Here is a 17,157-nt window from a genome sequence, read left to right on the forward strand (position 1 = left end):
TCAACCCCAGCAGAAAATTTAAGGAGCTTCCCATGGCCATCAAGACCGTTCAAGATCTGATCAACGAGGGTGTACAGGGCCGCCACGTCCTGGTCCGCGCTGACCTGAACGTCCCGCTGTCCGACGGCAACATCACCGACCCGGGTCGCATCGATGCCTCCGTCCCGACCCTGAAGGCTCTGCTGGAAGCCGGCGCCCGCGTCGTCGTTTCCGCCCACCTGGGCCGCCCGAAGGGCGAGTTCAAGGAGGAGTTCTCCCTGGCTCCTGTCGCCGAGGCTCTCGCCGAGCGCCTGGACCAGTGGGTACCGCTGGCCACCGACGTCACCGGCGAGGATGCCCACGAGCGCGCCAACGGCCTGGACGACGGTGACATCCTGCTGCTGGAAAACGTCCGCTTCGACGCCCGCGAGACCTCCAAGGATGAGGCCGAGCGCACCGAGTTCGCCGCCGAGCTGGCAGCCCTGACCGGCGACAACGGTGCCTTCGTCTCCGACGGCTTCGGCGTGGTTCACCGCAAGCAGGCCTCCGTGTACGACGTGGCCAAGAAGCTGCCGCACTATGCCGGCGGCCTGGTGGAGGCCGAGCTGAACGTGTTGCGCAAGGTATCGGAGAACCCGGAGAAGCCCTACGCCGTCGTGCTGGGTGGCTCCAAGGTCTCTGACAAGCTGGGCGTCATCGAGGCGCTTGCTCCGCGCGTGGACAACCTCATCATCGGCGGCGGTATGTGCTTCACCTTCCTCGCTGCCAAGGGCTACGAGGTCGGCGGCTCCCTGCTGCAGGAAGACATGATCGACACCTGCAAGGATCTGCTGGAGCGCTTCGGCGACGTCATCGCGCTGCCCACCGACGTTGTGGTCGCAGAGCGCTTCGACAAGGACGCTGACCACCGCACCGTCGACCTGAACTCCATCCCGGCGGGCTGGATGGGCCTGGACATCGGCCCGGAGTCCGTCAAGGCCTTCGCCGAAGTCCTCTCCAACTCCAAGACCGTCTTCTGGAACGGCCCGATGGGCGTATTCGAGTTCCCTGCGTTCGCTGAGGGTACGCGCGGTGTTGCTCAGGCGATTATTGACGCCACCGCTGCCGGTGCATTCTCGGTCGTGGGCGGCGGCGACTCTGCTGCAGCTGTACGCACCCTGGGGCTGGACGAGGAGGGCTTCTCTCACATCTCCACCGGTGGCGGCGCCTCCCTGGAGTTCCTGGAGGGCAAGGAGCTGCCCGGCGTTTCCGTGCTGGAGAGCTAAGCAGCCCAACGTTTGCAACAAGAACAAGCTGCTCCGAGCAGCAACCATCTAGAAAGAACTAGAGAGGCATAGACTTTCATGACCGCACGCAAGCCCCTGATTGCCGGCAACTGGAAGATGAACCTGAACCACCTGGAGGCCATGCAGGTCGTCCAGAAGTTCGTCTTCGCATTGCCGAAGGAATACTACGAGGCCGTTGACGTGGCCTTCATCCCGCCCTTTACCGACATCCGCTCCGTGCAGACCCTGGTGGACGGGGACAAGCTGGCCATCACCTACGGCGGCCAGGACGTCTCCCAGCACGCCTCCGGCGCCTACACCGGCGAGGTTTCCGGCACGATGCTGAAGAAGCTCGGCTGCACCTGGGCCATCGTCGGCCACTCCGAGCGCCGACAGTACCACGGGGAGACCGACGAGATTGTCGCCGCCAAGGCACGCGCCGCACTGGACAACGAGCTGCAGCCGATCGTGTGCGTCGGCGAGCAGCTGGACGTCCGCGAGAAGGGCGAGCACGTCGAGTTCGTCAAGGAGCAGACTAAGGCCTCCCTGGCCGGCCTGTCCGCTGAGGATCTGGCCAAGACGGTCATCGCCTACGAGCCGGTCTGGGCCATTGGCACCGGCAAGGTGGCCTCCGCCGAGGACGCGCAGGAAGTCTGCCACGCCATCCGCGAGCTCGTCGCGGAGCTGGCGGGCGAGGAGGTTGCCGGTGGTATCCGCATCCTATACGGCGGTTCCGTGAAGACCGACTCCGTCGGAGAGCTGGTCAGCCAGCCTGACGTCGATGGCGGTCTGGTCGGCGGGGCGTCACTAGACGGCGAAGACTTTGCCCGTCTGGCCGCCGCAGCGGCTAAGGCAACCGCTTAAGAAGCGATAGAGATGAGCAAAGACACGATCCGCGGCACCGCAATTCCCGTCGCTCCCGAAGAGATCGCCCACCCCGAGATCAGCCCAACGGTGCGGGACGATACCCGCTACCTGGGGCGCATCTTGGGCGAGGTGATCCGCGAGCAGGAGGGCGACTACACCTTCAACCTGATCGAAAACACCCGCAGCGCGGCGTTTGACCTGCGCTATGGCGAGATGCCTATTGAGGAGCTCGCCGAGCAGTTCAACACCCTGCCGACCGAGAAGGCACTGCCCGTCATCCGCGCGTTCTCGCACTTCGCGTTGATGGCCAACCTGGCGGAAGACCTGTACGTCGAGCGGGTGCGCGACCTCGAGGAGGACCGCGGTAACACCGCGCCGCGCTCCACGCTGGCCTACACCTGGCAGGAGCTGCACAACCGCGAGGTGCCGGGGGAGAAGGTCGCCGAGACGATGGCGAACGCGCTGGTTGCGCCCGTTTTGACGGCGCACCCGACGGAAACCCGCCGCCGGACCGTGTTTGACGTGCAGACCGACATCATGAAGATGATGCGGCGGCGCGCACGTGTGCTCAAGGAGCTGAAGCTCAACCCCGATTCGGTACGTTCTGCCCGCCAGCTGGCCGAGATCGAGCTGGTGATCCGCCGCCGAATGACGCTGTTGTGGCAGACCTCCCTGATCCGCAGCGTGCGTCCGCGCATCGAGGACGAGATCAAGGTGGGGCTGCGCTACTACGGCATCAGCCTGCTCAGCGAGATACCGGCCATCAACCGCCGCGTGAACGAGCACATGAAGGAGCAGTACGGAGACGTGGTGCCCCGCACCGCGGTCGTGCGCCCCGGCTCGTGGATCGGCGGTGACCACGACGGCAACCCGTACGTGACGGCGGAAACGGTGGGCATCGCCACGACCTTCGCGGCGCGCACCATCTTCGACCACTACCAGAAGACCATCTACGCGCTGGAGCACGAGCTCAGCCTGTCCTCCAAGTTCATCGACACGACCGAAGCGCTGGAGCAGCTGGCGGACCGTGGGCGCAACGATGTGCCCTCCCGCGTGGACGAGCCGTTCCGCCGTGCCCTCCACGGTATGCGTGGGCGCGTGGCGGCCACGGCCAAGCACACCCTGGGAGAGCCGGTGGTCTCCGGAGGCATCCACAAGGGCCACGAGCCCTATGCCAACCCGACGGAACTGCTGGCGGACATCGACACGGTGGATCAGGCCCTGCGCCATTCCATGGACGACCTGCTGGCCGATCACACCCTGGCGGATCTGCGGGAAGCCGTGGAGACCTTCGGCTTCAACCTGTACTCGCTGGACCTGCGCCAGAACTCCGAGAGCTTCGAGAACGTGCTGACGGAAGTCTTCGCCCGCGCGGGCGTGGCGGAGAACTATGCCGAGTTGGACGAGGACGTGAAGGTGGAGCTGCTGCTGACAGAGCTGGCCAGCCCGCGACCGCTTTCCGACCCGGAGGCCGAATGGTCTGAAGAGACCGCCCGCGAGCTCGGCATCTTCCGCGCGGCCGCGAAGGCTGCCAAGAAGTTCGGCGCGGAGGTGGTGCCGCACTGCATCATCTCGATGGCCTCGTCCGTCTCCGACGTGATCGAGCCGATGATCCTGCTGAAGGAAGTCGGGCTGATCCAGGCGAACGGCGAACACCCGCACGGCTCCGTGGACATCATCCCGCTGTTCGAGACCATCGACGACCTCGCTGGTGGTGCGGACATCATGCGCCAGCTCTGGCAGTTGCCGCTGTACCGCAACTACGTGGCGGGGCGCGGGGATATCCAGGAGATCATGCTGGGCTACTCCGATTCCAACAAGGACGGAGGCTACTTCGCCGCCAACTGGGCGCTCTACGACGCGGAGCTGGCGCTGGTCGAGGCCTCCCGCGAGGCCGGGCTGTTCCTGCGCCTGTTCCACGGCCGCGGCGGCACCGTCGGCCGCGGCGGTGGCCCTTCCTACGACGCGATCCTGGCGCAGCCGAAGGGCGCGGTGCAGGGTGCGGTGCGCATCACCGAGCAGGGCGAGATCATCTCCGCCAAGTACGGCGATCCCGCCAACGCCTCTCGCAACCTGGAGGCCCTCGTGGCCGCCACTCTGGAGGCCAGCCTGCTGCCCGTCGACGACCTCAACGACCCGGACGTGGCCTTCGAGACCATGCGCCAGATCGCGGAGGAGTCGCGGAAGGCCTACTCCGCACTGATGCACGAGGATCCGGGCTTCATCGAGTACTTCACAACCTCAACGCCGCTGGCGGAGATCGGCAGCCTGAACATCGGCTCCCGCCCCTCCTCGCGCAAGCAGACCACGGCGGTCTCGGATCTGCGAGCCATCCCGTGGGTGCTCAGCTGGTCGCAGTCGCGCGTGATGCTGCCCGGTTGGTTCGGTGTGGGCAGCGCCCTGAAGCGCTGGATCGAGGATGGTTCTTCTGTATCTGGTGACGCCACCTCGCGCCTCAACTACCTGCGGGAGCTCCACAGGCGCTGGCCTTTCTTCGACTCGGTGCTTTCTAATATGGCCCAGGTGATGTCGAAGGCGGACCTTTCCATCGCGCAGCTGTACTCCGAGCTGGTGGGCGATAGGGAAGCGGCGGAGCGGATCTTCGGCGTGATCGTCGAGGAGTACAAGCTGACCGTGGAGATGTTCCTGCAGATCACCGAGCGGGAAACCCTGCTGGCGGACAACCCGGAGCTGGTCAGCTCCGTGCGCAACCGCTTCCCGTACCTGGTGCCGCTGAACCTGCTGCAGGTGGAGCTGCTGCGCCGCTTCCGCGCTGGCGACGATTCCGATAGTGTGCGCTCCGGCATCCAGCTGACGATGAACGGTCTGGCCACCGCGCTGCGCAACTCGGGCTAGAACGCCACACCCCGCGTGGCAGGTTGTCACGCGGGGGCTACAGCGGGTAAATTCGTGGTGTTAATTGAAAGTTTTAGTTAGTCGATTTCTACAGAAGAGTTGAGGGTAGGGCATTGATCCTAACGCTGCAGATCATCCTGGTTATCACCAGCTTGCTGATGGGCCTTTCCGTGTTGCTGCACAAGGGTAAGGGCGGCGGCCTGTCCAGCCTGTTCGGTGGCGGCATGCAGTCCAACCTGTCCGGTTCCACCGTGGCGGAGAAGAACCTGGATCGCCTGACCGTGGGCACCGCAGTGATCTGGCTGCTCGCCCTGATCGGCCTGAACCTGGTTCTGCACTACGGCCTGGCCTAAAAGCCAAACCGCTTACACAACTTAAAGCAGCGGGTTGGCGGCTTCGTCAACCCACAGCAGCGTCGTCTCCGTACCGGAGGCCAAAGCTGCGGGCCATTCGGCGCCATTGCCGCCGTTAAACACCTGGCCCGCAGCTTCTTTCTTTTCCTCGCCGCTGACCAGCAGCCACACCTGCCGGGAGCGGTTCACCGCCTGCATGGTCAGGCTAATGCGCTCCGCTGGAGGCTTCGGGCACTCGCGCACCGCAACCACCGACCCCTCGGCATGCAGTAGCGCGTCGGTGTGCGGGAACAGCGAGTTGATATGCCCTTCCGGCCCCATTCCCAGCAGGTGAATGTCGAAGCCCTCGGGAGCCACCTGGTCCACCGTCTTGCCGTAGAACTCCGCGGCGGCGTCCAGCGCCGGGCCGTCGGGCTCCTCGCCGGCGGCCAGGGCCGGAACACGGAACACGTTTAGCGAGGAGATGTTCACGTGGCGCAGCAGGGCATCGAAGGCCTGCTTGTCGTTTCGCTCTGGGTCGCCGGCGGCCAGGAAACGCTCGTCGCCGAAGAAGACATACACCTGGGACCAGTCAATCGCGGTGACGGGGAAGTCCTCCGCCGTCTGCTGCGCTGCGTGGTCCAGGGCGGCGATCTCCGCCAGGGTGGCGATGCCTGCGCCGCCTCCGGTCAGCACCACGCGGACGATGCCGTCGCCCGTCACGGTATCCCCGGTACGCTGCAATTCCGCCACCGTGTTGATGAACTCACGGGCCGCGGCGGTTGCCAGGTCCTGCTTGTTGTCGCGGGGGCGTAGCTCCACCCCGGTTTTGTCGCTGACGACAGCGGTACGGCGGTTATTCTGCGTGGGCTTCATCGTAGAGACTCCTGACCATCAAAAGTGTTATAGGTTTCGCGGGCATCGCGGGAGGTCCAGCGGTCCAGCTTGTCCTCCTGCGGCCCAGGGGTTTGCACGCCACGATACTGGGAAGTGCGGGGACCGCGGTCCGGGCGGTTCACGCGCACCAGGCCGCGGAGGGCATGCCCGAAGGCGTAGTCCGGGTCCAGGTGGCGCAGCTCTTCGGCCAGGCAATCGGCCAGTGCACGCCTGCCGAGGGTGACCATGGACTTCTGATCGCCGACGGTCAGCGAAACCGTGTTGGCGTCAACAACCTCAACCTCAATGGCTCCCACCTGGCGGTACAGCACCGCCTTCTCGATAGAGATCAGGCGATTGCCTTCCGCGTCCTCGCCATAGCGACCATCGACCGTAACGTGCCTGGTCAAAGGCACATCCAGGCGCTCCGCCAGCCAGCCGGCGGCGATGTCCACGGACGGGTCGTGCTTCGGCCCCCACACTTCGGCGGACACGATCGGGTGGTGCGGCGGCTGATCCAGCGCGGAGGCTAGCAGACCGCGCCACAGTGTGATGCGGCTCCACACCATGTCCGAATCTCCGCGAGTGTACGTCATGCGGCGGCGGTAGAGGGCATCCTCGTCCTCGTCCGTCAGCGAGTCGGTGATACGGCGGGTCGCCAGCGCGCCGATAGGGTCGGAGGCCGGGTTGCGCGGGCCAGTGCCAGGCCACCAGGCCACGATCGGGGTATCAGGCAGCAGCAGGGGAGTCACGACGGAGGAGCGGTTGGCGGACAGCTCGCCGTGCAGGTGCATGATGATGATCTCGGAGGCCCCGGCATCGCCACCAATGCGCAGCTGCGCGTCCAGCAAAGACTCCTCGCTGCGGTGCGTGACCAGCACGATCACGCGGGCGGGGTGCTCGCGGGAAGCGTCGTGGGTGGAGCTGATGATGCGGTCGAGATCGTCGTCCTCACTGGTGACGACGATGAGGGTGAGCACGCGCCCGCTCGTGACGTCGCCGCGTTCCTCACGCAGCGCGCGGATGCGCCGCTCGATGTCTTTGGTCTTGGTGTTCGGAAGGTCGATGATCATGGGCGTTTAGTGAGCGCTCCTCGCGCGGTCGGAGGGGTAGGTGGGGGAACGAAAAAGGTTTTAGGGGCGACGCCACTGCCGCCCGGACCGGGACAGGATCTCTTCGGCACCCTTCGGCCCCCACGTGCCGGCGGGGTAGTCTTCCGGGCGCCCGTGGAGGGCCCAGTGCTCCAGGATCGGATCCAGGATCTTCCAGGAGAGCTCCACTTCCTCGTTGGTGGGGAACAGGCTCGCCTCGTCCAGCAGGGCATCCAGGATCAGTCGCTCGTAGGCCTCGGGGGATTCCTCGGTGAAGGACTCGGAGTAGCTGAAGTCCATGTTCACGTCGCGAACTTCCATGGCCGAGCCCGGCACCTTGGAGCCGAAGCGCACCAGCACGCCCTCCTCGGGCTGCACGCGGATGACCAGCATGTTGTTGCCCTGGGCCGTGGTCTGGCCCGGGCCGAACGGCAGGTGCGGAGCCTCCTTGAACACGATGGCGATCTCCGTCACGCGGCGCCCCAGACGCTTGCCGGTGCGCAGGTAGAACGGCACCCCGGCCCAGCGGCGGGAGGAGATCTCAAAGGTCGCCGCGGCGTAGGTTTCCGTGGTGGACTCCGGGTCGAAGCCGTCCTCTTGGCGCAGCCCCTTCACCGGGATCGAACCCTGCCAGCCGGAGGTGTACTGCCCGCGCGCCGTAGTCTGCGCGAAAGGTCCGACCGGGGTGGTTGCGCGCAGCACCTTCACCTTTTCCGCCTGCAGCTCCTCCGGGTTGAACGTCACCGGCTCCTCCATGGCGATTAGCGCCAGCAACTGCAGCAGGTGGTTCTGGATCACGTCGCGGGCGGCGCCGATGCCATCGTAGTAGCCAGCGCGTCCGCCCAGGCCAATGTCCTCGGCCATGGTGATCTGCACGTGGTCCACATAGTGCGCATTGAACATTGGGTCGAACAGCTGGTTGGCGAAGCGCAGTGCCAGGATGTTCTGCACCGTCTCCTTGCCCAGGTAGTGGTCAATGCGGAACACGCTGGATTCCGGGAACACGCTGTTCACGATTTCGTTGAGCTCGTGGGCCGACTGCTCGTCGTGGCCGAAGGGCTTCTCGATGACCACGCGGCGCCAGCCGTTGTGCAGCTCTCCCAGCTCCGGATCCGGCTTAGCCAGCCCGGAACGCTCGAGTTGGTGGCACACGCTGGGGAAGTGGTCCGGCGGGACGGACAGGTAATAAGCCCAGTTGCCGGCGGTGCCGCGCGCGTTGTCGATCTCCCGGGTCTTCTCCGCGAGGGCGTCAAAAGCAGAATCAGTGGTGAAGTCGCCGGTGACGAAGAAGATACCCTCGGCGAGGCGGTCCCACACGTTCTGGCGCCACGGGGTGCGCGCGTGCTCCTTGACGCACTCCAGGACCTGCTCCTCGAACTGCTCCTTCGACCAGTCGCGGCGACCGTAGCCGATCAGGCTGAAGCCGGGCGGCAGCAGTCCACGGTTAGCTAGGTCGTACACGGCGGGTAGCAGCTTCTTGCGCGCCAGGTCGCCGGTTACGCCGAAGATCACCAGGCCGCAGGGACCGGCAATGCGCGGCAGGCGCTTATCCAATTCGTCGCGTAGCGGGTTGCGCCATTCCTCGGCGGAAAAGGGAAGTTGCACTTGTCTAAAGTCCTATTTTCTTTAGTCGGTGGGGATGAGTGCTGCTTGTGCTGCTTGAGCTACTTGGCTTCTAGCTGCGCGGAGAGGGTGTCCAACAGCTCGTTCCAGGAGTCCACGAACTTCTTCACGCCCTCGTCCTCCAACAGTGCCCACACTTCGGCCAGGTTCACGCCGACCGCATCCAACCGGGCGAACAATTCGCGCGCGTCCTCCGCGGTGCCGCTGAGGGAATCGCCGTGGATCTCGCCGTGGTCGATCGTTGCGTCCAGGGTGTTCTCCGGCATCGTGTTCACGGTGTACGGTCCGGCCAGCTCGGTTACGTACAGAGTGTCTGGGTACTCGGGGTTCTTTACTGAGGTGGACGCCCACAGTGGTCGCTGAACGTGCGCTCCCTTATCGGCAAGTGCGGTCCAGTCGGGGTTGTTGAGCAGGCGCTCCTCGAAGGCGGCGTAGGCCAGCTGCGCGTTGGCCACGCCGGCCTTGCCCTTGAGCTGCTTGGCCTCGTCGGTGCCGATGCCATCCAGGCGCTTGTCGATTTCGGTGTCCACGCGGGAGACGAAAAAGCTGGCCACGGAGTGGATCTTGGTGAGGTCCTTGCCGGCCTCAGCGGCACGGGAAATACCGGCAATGAATGCCTCCATCACCTGGATGTAGCGGCTGACGGAGAAGATCAGGGTCACGTTCACGCTGATTCCCTCGGCCAGCACGTCGGTGATGGCGGGCAGGCATTCCTGCGTGGCGGGGATCTTGATCATAAGGTTCTCGCGCCCCACCTTCGCAGCCAGCTCCTTGGCCTGTGTGACGGTGGCCTCGCGCTCGTTGGCCAGGCGCGGATCCACCTCTAGGGAGACTCGGCCGTCCACACCATCGGTCTTCTCGTAGATGGGCAGGAAGACGTCGCAGGCGTCCGCCACGTCGTCCGCCGCCATCTCGAACACCGCGCTGCCAGCCGGAGTGCCAGCGGCGGCGAGCTCGCGGAGCTGCTCGTCGTAAGCCGTGCCCTGGGACATCGCGTTGGCGAAGATGGCCGGGTTCGTGGTCACGCCGACCACGCCCTTGTTCTCAATGACCTCAGCGAGGTTGCCGGTGCGCAGGCGGTCGCGGGACAGGTCGTCCAGCCACACGGAGGTGCCGGCTTGTGCAAGTGCGTCGATGTTGGCGGGGGTGCTCATGTAAGGAATCAGTCCTTGGGGTGGGGTTGGGGTTAGCTCAGGTAGGGCTTACTTGTTCGCCGCGATGGAGTCGTGCGCGGCGGCGACGACTGCCTCGGAAGTGATGCCGAACTCGCGGTAGAGCGTCTGGTAGTCCGCCGAAGCGCCGTAGTGCTCCAGGGAGACCGTGCGGCCGTTCAGGCCGACGAAGCGGTGCCACGGCATGGAGATGCCAGCCTCGACGGAGACGCGAGCCGTCACGCTGCTTGGCAGGACCTGCTCCTGGTACTCGGCATCCTGCTCGAGGAACCACTCCATGACCGGCATGGAAACCACGCGGGTGCCCACGCCCTGGCTCTCCAGCTCCTTGGCGGCCTCCACGGCCAGCTGTACCTCGGAGCCGGTGGCCAGCAGGATGACCTCCGGAGTGTCCGTCGATTCCTCGACCAGCACGTAGCCGCCGCGGGCCACGCCCTCGGCGGCCTTGTCCTGGGTTCCCTCCAGCACGGGGACGTTCTGGCGGGTCAAGACCAGAGCCTTCGGGGACTCCTCGGCCTGCAGGGCAGCCACCCAGCCGGCAGCGGTCTCGTTGGCGTCCGCCGGGCGGATAACCGCCAGGTGGGGGATGGCGCGCAGGGAGGCCAGGTGCTCGACCGGCTGGTGGGTGGGGCCGTCCTCACCCAGGCCGATGGAGTCGTGCGTCCACACGTGGTAAACATCCGACTTCATCAGTGCACCCAGGCGCACCGCACCGCGGGCGTAGTCGGAGAACTGCAGGAACGTTGCGCCGTACGGGCGAGTCGGGCCGTGCAGGGCGATGCCGTTCAGGATGGCGACCATGCCGTGTTCGCGGATACCGAAGTGCAGGTTGCGGCCGCCCGGCTCCGCGGTGAAGTTACGGGTGCTGATGGCCTCCGGACCGAAGCTCGGGGAGCCCTTGATGATGGTGTTGGTGGAGCCAGCCAGGTCGGCGGAACCACCCCACAGCTCCGGCAGGGTCTTACCTAGAGCCTGCAGGGTGGCCTCCGAAGCCTTGCGGGTAGCCAGGGACTCGCCGGCCTCCCAGCTGGGAACCTCGGCGTCGAAGTCCTCCGGAAGTTCGCGGGAGTACAGACGGTCGAACAGAGCCTTGTTCTCCGGGTTGTTCTCCGCCCAGGCGTCAAAAAGAACCTGCCACTGCTTGTGTGCCTCCGCGCCACGATCGATCAGACCGCGGGTGTGGGCGATTACGTTGTCCTCCACCGGGAACGGCTCGTCCGGGAAGTCCAGGGCCTGCTTGATGCCCGTGATCTCCTCCGCGCCGAGGGCAGCGCCATGGGAAGCACCGGTATCCATCTTCGTCGGGGCGGGGTAGGCGATAACGCTGCGCAGGCGGATGAAGGTGGGGCGGGAGGTCTCGGCCTTGGCGCGCTCGACTGCGTCCAGGATGCCCTCGACATCCTCGCCGGTGACCTCGAGGGTCTGCCAACCGTAGGCGGCGTAGCGGGCGGAGACGTCCTCGGTGAAGGCGATCTCGGTCTGGTCCTCGATGGAGATGCCGTTGTCGTCCCAGAAAACAATGAGGTTGCCCAGCTGCTGGGTGCCTGCCAGGGAGGAAGCCTCGGAGGTCACGCCCTCCTGCACGTCGCCGTCAGAAGCGATGACGTAGATGAAGTGGTCGAAGGGGGACTCGCCGGCCGGAGCCTGCGGGTCGAACAGGGCGCGCTCGCGACGGGAAGCCATCGCCATACCCACCGCGGACGCCAGGCCCTGGCCCAGCGGGCCGGTGGTGATCTCCACGCCGTCGGTGTGGTGCACCTCCGGGTGGCCCGGTGTCTTGGAGTCCCAGGTGCGCAGCGCCTGCAGGTCCTCCAGTTCCAGGCCGAAGCCGCCCAGGTACAGCTGGATGTATTGGGTCAGGGAGGAGTGGCCAGCCGAGAGGACGAAGCGATCCCTGCCTACCCAGTGCACGTCCTGCGGGTCGTGGCGCAGCACGCGCTGGTACAGGGTGTATGCCAGCGGCGCCAGGCTCATTGCCGTGCCGGGGTGGCCCGAGCCGCAGTTCTCCACGGCGTCTGCGGCCAGTACGCGGGCAAGGTCGACCGCGCGCGTGTCGGTCTCCGTCCAGTCCGCCGGGTAGTTGCGCACCGTGAGTGCCTGCTGTTCTGGGGAGAGAGTCACTGTCAGTTGCCTTTCTTCATCAAGCCGAATACCCCATACATACTAATGGTCGTAAACGTTCGCCGTGGCTAGTGGGCGCAGTTGCAGGCCGGATTTTCGCGGCAAAAATTTTTTGCACTCCGCGGGAACTATTTGGAGCTCCCGTACGACCATATGTAGATGGGCGAGTGCAGGCTCTGTTTCGGCCTGCATCCTGCGCTCGGGTAGCGTTAGACGCGATTCGGAAAATTTTCGAGAAGGTGGAGGCGAGGCAGCCGGTGAAGACATTCGCTGAGACGGCCAAGGCATATCTAGCACTGACCAAACCCAGGGTCATTGAATTGTTGCTGGTGGCCACGATCCCTGCGATGTTGCAGGCAGCGCGCGGCGAAGTGAACTTCGGCCTTATCCTCCTGACTCTCATCGGCGGCTGGATGGGAGCTGGCGCGGCCAACACGTTCAACAACGTGGTCGATCACGACATCGACCAGCTGATGCGCCGCACCCGTCGCCGTCCGACTGCCCGTCAGACCGTCTCCGTCGGGGAGGCCCGCGTCTTCGCCTGGGTGCTGCTGATTGCCTCTGTGCTGTGGCTGGGATTCTTGTGCCACTCCTGGCTGGCCGCCGGATTTATCGTGCTGACGAACTGGTTCTATGTTTTCGTCTACACCAAGTGGCTCAAGCGCCGTACCTGGCAGAACGTCATCTGGGGTGGCGCTGCGGGCTGCATGCCGGTGATTGTTGGCTGGGCCGTCATCACTGATAACAACGGCGGTGCGTTCCACGCCGGGTGGTCCTCGTGGGTTCAGGCGCTCATTTTGTTCATGATTATTTTCTTTTGGACGCCGCCGCATACCTGGGCTCTGGGAATGCGCTACCGCGAAGACTACGAGGCCGCGGGCGTGCCCATGATGCCCGTGGTCAAGCCCCCGCTGCAGGTAACGCGCCAGATCCTGGGCTACACCTGGGCGACCGTGATCACTTCGCTCCTGCTGGTTCCGGCGGCTAGCTGGATCTACTTGGCTGCGGCGCTGATTTCCGGCGGCTGGTTCATCATCAAGGCTCACATGCTGCACCAGGGAGTGAAGAACGGTACGCCGGTGAAGCCGATGCAGCTGTTCTTCCTATCGAACAACTACCTGTCTATCCTCTTCGTCGCTCTCTCCGTGGACGCGGTGCTGGGGTGGCAGACGCTCGCCGAGGCTGTGCTCGGCTAGCATCACGACTAAGATCACCAAGCCGTCCTGAGCCAGTAGCGTTCAGCGAGGTTGAATATGGCTTCGCACTGTTGGTGCGTGAGTCCGGGGTCGAGTTCGGCATGCGTCTGCCCAGGAAGGCGACTTACGCCGACGATTGCCCATCCGTTATTGTTCCAACCATTCGCGACAGCGGTTTTCGCCGATGAGGCCATATTGCAACGCATGCGATACCAGTCGGGCCTGGCCTTCATCTCGAATTCAAAAGACTGCATCTGCCGGAACGAGCCATCCGGGTAGAGCACTTGGAGAGGTGCCCGGTAGTAGTACAAAAAATTTGGGCCTAACTTATTGCCCTTTCGCAAAACGCTGCGAGTGTGATAAATCTGCCCGACTAGCGCCGGGTAGTAGTCGATCCAGCCATTCTTCCAGGCAGTAGCTATTCTCCTGCGCCGCGAAAGCGTGCTGTTGATCAGAAAGCCCACGGCCATGACGAAGGCGATTCCAGCAAAAAAGAAGAAGGCGTTCATGAAACTAAGACTGTCGCCCGTGGAGTCCGCGCCGCGTGCACTACCGAATGGCATCATGAGGGCGATGACTGTAAAGACAACACCGACGAGTCCAGCTGCCACGAGGATAGAAATACGTAATGGCATTTCCTGTGAGTACGGCGGAGGACCCGCCGCGCTCACGGCTTGAAAGCATCCGCTGCTATCCCGCATCGGGTTAGGAGTGGAGTAGTAGTGTTCGCCCCGACCGGGCACCAATGGAGTGTCCACCCCCGAGTTGAATTTCAGGGTGGTGCGCGGCATGCGCGTCGGCTGAGTCATAATTCGGCATCTTAGCCGTCTTAGGCGTCGACAGTCTCCTGACGCTGGCAGTCGCCGGCCGTCGTGCCCGTCAGGCTGGCGTTGCCACCGCTGTAGCGGTACTTCAGAGCCCAGAGGAAGCCGGTGGCCGCGGTAGTAAGCCCCGAGCCAATAACGTGGATCGGCACCGACCAGCGGGGAACACCCAGCCAGTACTGCATGATGCCGACGATGGCCTGCAGAATGATCGCGGCGATCACCCAGTAGGAGGCCGTCTTAATGCGGTGCTCCAGGTTCAGTGCGAACACGCCCGCCAGCAAGCCAACGGTCAGGCCCAGGTAGAGATACATGAAACCGGCGTGGATGTGCGCCATGTCAATCAGCGGAACCTGCAGACGGTGCTCCGGAAGAATCGCCTCGTCGCCCGCGTGCGGACCGGCACCGGTCACCAGGGTGCCGGTAATCAGGACGATCGCCAGGCTCAGCGCGGATCCGTCGGTGAGAATGCGCAGGGGACGTGGCATCAGGGGTTGCATCTCGCCATCGTCGGGCTCACCGATGCGCACCACCAGCTTCGCGGCCAGGAAGACCAGCAGCATGCTGGGCAGGAAGTGCAGGGCAACGGTCCACCACATCAAATCCATGTGCACGGTGATGCCACCCAGAACGGCCTGGACGATAATGCCGATGCCCTGGATGAAGGCCAGGTGGAGAATCGTAGAGCGGCGCGCGGCGCGCACCACGGAAATGAAGCACACCAGGGCGGCGATGATCAGTACGAATGTCAGCGTCCGGTTGCCGAACTCGATCAGTTGGTGAATCCACGGCGCGGAGCCAGCAACCGGGAACAGGGAGCCCGGGTGGCACTGCGGCCACGTGTCGCAGCCCAAACCGGAGCCCGTAACGCGCACCAAAGAGCCGGTGAAGGTAATTCCCGTCTGGCAAGCCAACAGGATGATGGCGAAGAGCCGCTGGCGCCGGATAGTCGGGGCGGTAACGGGCCGAGGGAAGCCAAACCTGCGGTCGGCTGCATGTGCAAAGGCGTACAGCTTCAGCAGCGCTCTGACGAAGGGATTGTTCTCCTCCGCGGCGCGTTGTTTCATAGTCTCAAGCACGCCTTTAAGACTATCGGAAGCCCACGTGGCGGGGCTAATTGCCGCTAGCCGTCCTTGCGTTAGTCGCTCTCCATGGTGAAGCGGAAAAGCTTTAGCGCGAGGACCGAGCCGATCACGGCCCACACGGCCAGGCTCAGCAGCGCCAACCAGTTGAATCCACCGGCAACCACTGCGGTGTGGAAGCCTTCCATTAGCGCCACCGAGGGCACGGCCATGAGGAAAGCACTGACGTTTTCACCGGCCGGGGTTGCCATGGTGGCGAACACAGCCGCACCTAGCAAAACGAACCAGATCGTGTTGCCCAGCGCCAGCACCAGCTCCGAGCTCAGGGTGCCGCCCAGCAGCAGCCCCAGGCTGGTGAAGGCCGCAACCCCCAGTACCGCCGTCACCAGGGCCGCGGGCAACCCCACGATGTCCGGGCGCCATCCCAGCGCGAATGAGGCGATGGATAGCACCAACACCTGCAGCAGCACCACGATGCACACTGCGACAACCTTGCCCGCGATCAGCGCCCAGGTGGGCACACCCGCCGCGCCGATGCGCTTCAGAGCCCCATAGCGCCGGTCGAAGGCTACCGCGATGGCCTGGCCCGTGAAACCCGCACCCATCAGTGCAATCGCCAAAGCCATGGGGAAGATGCGGCTGACTGCGTGGGATGCGTCATCGCCGGGAACCAGCGTCAGACCAATAAGCAGCCCCAGCGGGATGACCATAGAGAGCAATTGCTGCTCCCCGTGACGCAAGAAGAGCAGCGATTCTATCTTGGCCTGGGCCTTTACGATGTCGCCGGACTTCGCCTGCTGAGGTGCGGGGGCAAAGAGCCCTGGCTCGAAGCGGCTGGTGGTACTCATGAGCGGATGTCCTTTCCGGTGATAGAGAGGAAGACGTCCTCCAGCGACTGCCTGTTGACCTCGAGCTGGCTGATCATCACGGACTCATCGGCGAAAGCCTCGGCCACCGCTGCAACCAACTGCGGGCTCAGCTCCTCAGCCTCGATCCTGAAGTGGCGGGGGCGCAGCTCGTCCACCGTCACCGGCACCTCCGCGCGCTTGGCAATGGCCGCGGAGACATCGGGGAGTGCGGCGTCGGAATCAACCTGCACCGCAAGCCACGCACCGGTGGAATTCGGGTCGCGGCTCGACATCATCTCCTCGGGCGTGCCAGAAGCGACCACGCGACCGGAGTCAATGATGACCACCTGGTCGGCCAGCGCCTCGGCCTCGTCCATCAGGTGGGTGGTCAGCACCACCGCCACGCCGTCGCGCTTCAGCGAGGCCACCAGATCCCACACCGCCAGGCGGGACTGGGCGTCCAGGCCGGCGGTCGGCTCGTCCAGGAACACCAGCTCGGGGCGCCCAACCAGTGCACAGGCCAGGCTCAGGCGCTGCTGTTGGCCACCCGATAGGCGCCGGTAGGGAGTCTTTTCGTGGCCGGTCAGCCCGACGGTCTCGAGCAGCCAGTCGGGATCCAAGGGGTTTTTCGAGTATGACGCCACCAGCCGTAACATCTCGCCCACGCGGATTCCGGGGTACGCGCCGCCACCTTGCAGCATTACCCCGATGCGACTGCGCACCTCGTCCGACTCGACGGCCGGATCCTTGCCGAACACGCGGATGGTGCCCTCGGTGGGACGGATGAAGCCCTCGCACATTTCGACGGTCGTGGTCTTGCCAGCGCCGTTCGGGCCGAGGAGAGCGAGCACCTGGCCGGCGGACAACTCGAGGCTCAGCCCGTCGACGGCGCGGCGCTCGCCGTAGGTCTTGACTACGTCGCGGAGCTGAAGCACGGGAGAGCTCGCCCGTGCTGGGGCTGCTTGGGTTGCCTGGGTTTCAGGTCTTGTGGTCATGATGTGAAAGTCTAGCCCCCTGGCAGCGTT

At 64.7% G+C, this 17,157-nt stretch carries 14 protein-coding genes; 5 read left to right on the plus strand and 9 right to left on the minus strand.

Going from position 1 to position 17,157, the window contains the following annotated elements; genetic code table 11:
* Nucleotides 1-32 precede the first annotated feature (32 nt).
* The 4 genes from pgk (at nucleotide 33) to secG (ending at nucleotide 5,320) form a co-directional block, all read left to right on the plus strand.
* Nucleotides 33-1,244 (plus strand): phosphoglycerate kinase, encoded by a 1,212-nt coding sequence (gene pgk / locus MHX52_RS00725; RefSeq protein ID WP_071056563.1) that lies wholly within the window; start codon nucleotides 33-35, stop codon nucleotides 1,242-1,244.
* Between the two features lie 78 nt (nucleotides 1,245-1,322).
* A complete protein-coding gene (tpiA, locus tag MHX52_RS00730; protein ID WP_070487512.1) occupies nucleotides 1,323-2,108 on the plus strand; it encodes a triose-phosphate isomerase in 786 nt (261 codons plus the stop codon).
* 12 nt (nucleotides 2,109-2,120) lie between these two features.
* On the plus strand, nucleotides 2,121-4,967 hold the full coding sequence (gene ppc, locus MHX52_RS00735; protein WP_239316029.1) for a phosphoenolpyruvate carboxylase: 2,847 nt from the start codon (nucleotides 2,121-2,123) through the stop codon (nucleotides 4,965-4,967).
* A 113-nt stretch (nucleotides 4,968-5,080) separates the two neighbouring features.
* Nucleotides 5,081-5,320 (plus strand): preprotein translocase subunit SecG, encoded by a 240-nt coding sequence (gene secG / locus MHX52_RS00740; RefSeq protein WP_034987982.1) that lies wholly within the window; start codon nucleotides 5,081-5,083, stop codon nucleotides 5,318-5,320.
* A 21-nt stretch (nucleotides 5,321-5,341) separates the two neighbouring features.
* Here the strand turns inward: secG and pgl are convergent, their stop codons facing one another.
* From pgl to tkt, 5 genes are read right to left on the minus strand one after another with little or no spacing between them, the layout of a single operon-like run.
* Entirely contained in the window at nucleotides 5,342-6,175 is an 834-nt protein-coding gene (pgl, locus tag MHX52_RS00745; RefSeq protein ID WP_239316036.1) for a 6-phosphogluconolactonase, read from the minus strand.
* Nucleotides 6,172-7,248, minus strand: coding sequence for a glucose-6-phosphate dehydrogenase assembly protein OpcA (locus tag MHX52_RS00750; RefSeq protein ID WP_035003885.1), 1,077 nt, complete (start codon nucleotides 7,246-7,248; stop codon nucleotides 6,172-6,174). Before MHX52_RS00750 ends, pgl begins: the two co-directional genes overlap by 4 nt.
* A 60-nt stretch (nucleotides 7,249-7,308) precedes the next feature.
* Nucleotides 7,309-8,871: a glucose-6-phosphate dehydrogenase gene (gene zwf, locus MHX52_RS00755; protein ID WP_239316038.1), complete on the minus strand. Its 1,563-nt coding sequence runs from the start codon at nucleotides 8,869-8,871 to the stop codon at nucleotides 7,309-7,311.
* 59 nt (nucleotides 8,872-8,930) lie between these two features.
* The gene (gene tal, locus MHX52_RS00760) at nucleotides 8,931-10,043 is read right to left on the minus strand and encodes a transaldolase (protein ID WP_239316047.1); all 1,113 of its coding nucleotides are present in this window, start codon (nucleotides 10,041-10,043) and stop codon (nucleotides 8,931-8,933) included.
* 48 nt (nucleotides 10,044-10,091) lie between these two features.
* Complete coding sequence (gene tkt, locus MHX52_RS00765; RefSeq protein WP_239316049.1) at nucleotides 10,092-12,182, minus strand: transketolase; 2,091 nt, start codon at nucleotides 12,180-12,182, stop codon at nucleotides 10,092-10,094.
* Nucleotides 12,183-12,439: 257 nt separating this feature from the next.
* Between tkt and MHX52_RS00770 the strand changes: the two genes are divergently transcribed.
* Nucleotides 12,440-13,378 carry a heme o synthase gene (locus MHX52_RS00770; RefSeq protein WP_035003895.1) on the plus strand — a complete coding sequence of 313 codons (939 nt, stop codon included), beginning with the start codon at nucleotides 12,440-12,442 and terminating at the stop codon, nucleotides 13,376-13,378.
* A gap of 14 nt (nucleotides 13,379-13,392) precedes the next feature.
* Here the strand turns inward: MHX52_RS00770 and MHX52_RS00775 are convergent, their stop codons facing one another.
* The 4 genes from MHX52_RS00775 to MHX52_RS00790 all read right to left on the minus strand — a co-directional run bounded on the left by MHX52_RS00775 (nucleotide 13,393) and on the right by MHX52_RS00790 (nucleotide 17,127).
* Nucleotides 13,393-14,187 (minus strand): hypothetical protein, encoded by a 795-nt coding sequence (locus tag MHX52_RS00775; RefSeq protein WP_049049966.1) that lies wholly within the window; start codon nucleotides 14,185-14,187, stop codon nucleotides 13,393-13,395.
* A gap of 20 nt (nucleotides 14,188-14,207) precedes the next feature.
* Nucleotides 14,208-15,269: a heme A synthase gene (locus MHX52_RS00780; RefSeq protein WP_035003899.1), complete on the minus strand. Its 1,062-nt coding sequence runs from the start codon at nucleotides 15,267-15,269 to the stop codon at nucleotides 14,208-14,210.
* Between the two features lie 71 nt (nucleotides 15,270-15,340).
* A complete protein-coding gene (locus tag MHX52_RS00785; RefSeq protein WP_035003901.1) occupies nucleotides 15,341-16,132 on the minus strand; it encodes an ABC transporter permease in 792 nt (263 codons plus the stop codon).
* On the minus strand, nucleotides 16,129-17,127 hold the full coding sequence (locus tag MHX52_RS00790) for an ABC transporter ATP-binding protein (RefSeq protein WP_035003903.1): 999 nt from the start codon (nucleotides 17,125-17,127) through the stop codon (nucleotides 16,129-16,131). Before MHX52_RS00790 ends, MHX52_RS00785 begins: the two co-directional genes overlap by 4 nt.
* Nucleotides 17,128-17,157: the final 30 nt, after the last annotated feature.

It is taken from the genome of Corynebacterium sp. ACRQJ (assembly GCF_022346045.1).
In the GTDB taxonomy this organism is placed as follows: Bacteria; Actinomycetota; Actinomycetes; order Mycobacteriales; family Mycobacteriaceae; genus Corynebacterium; species Corynebacterium evansiae.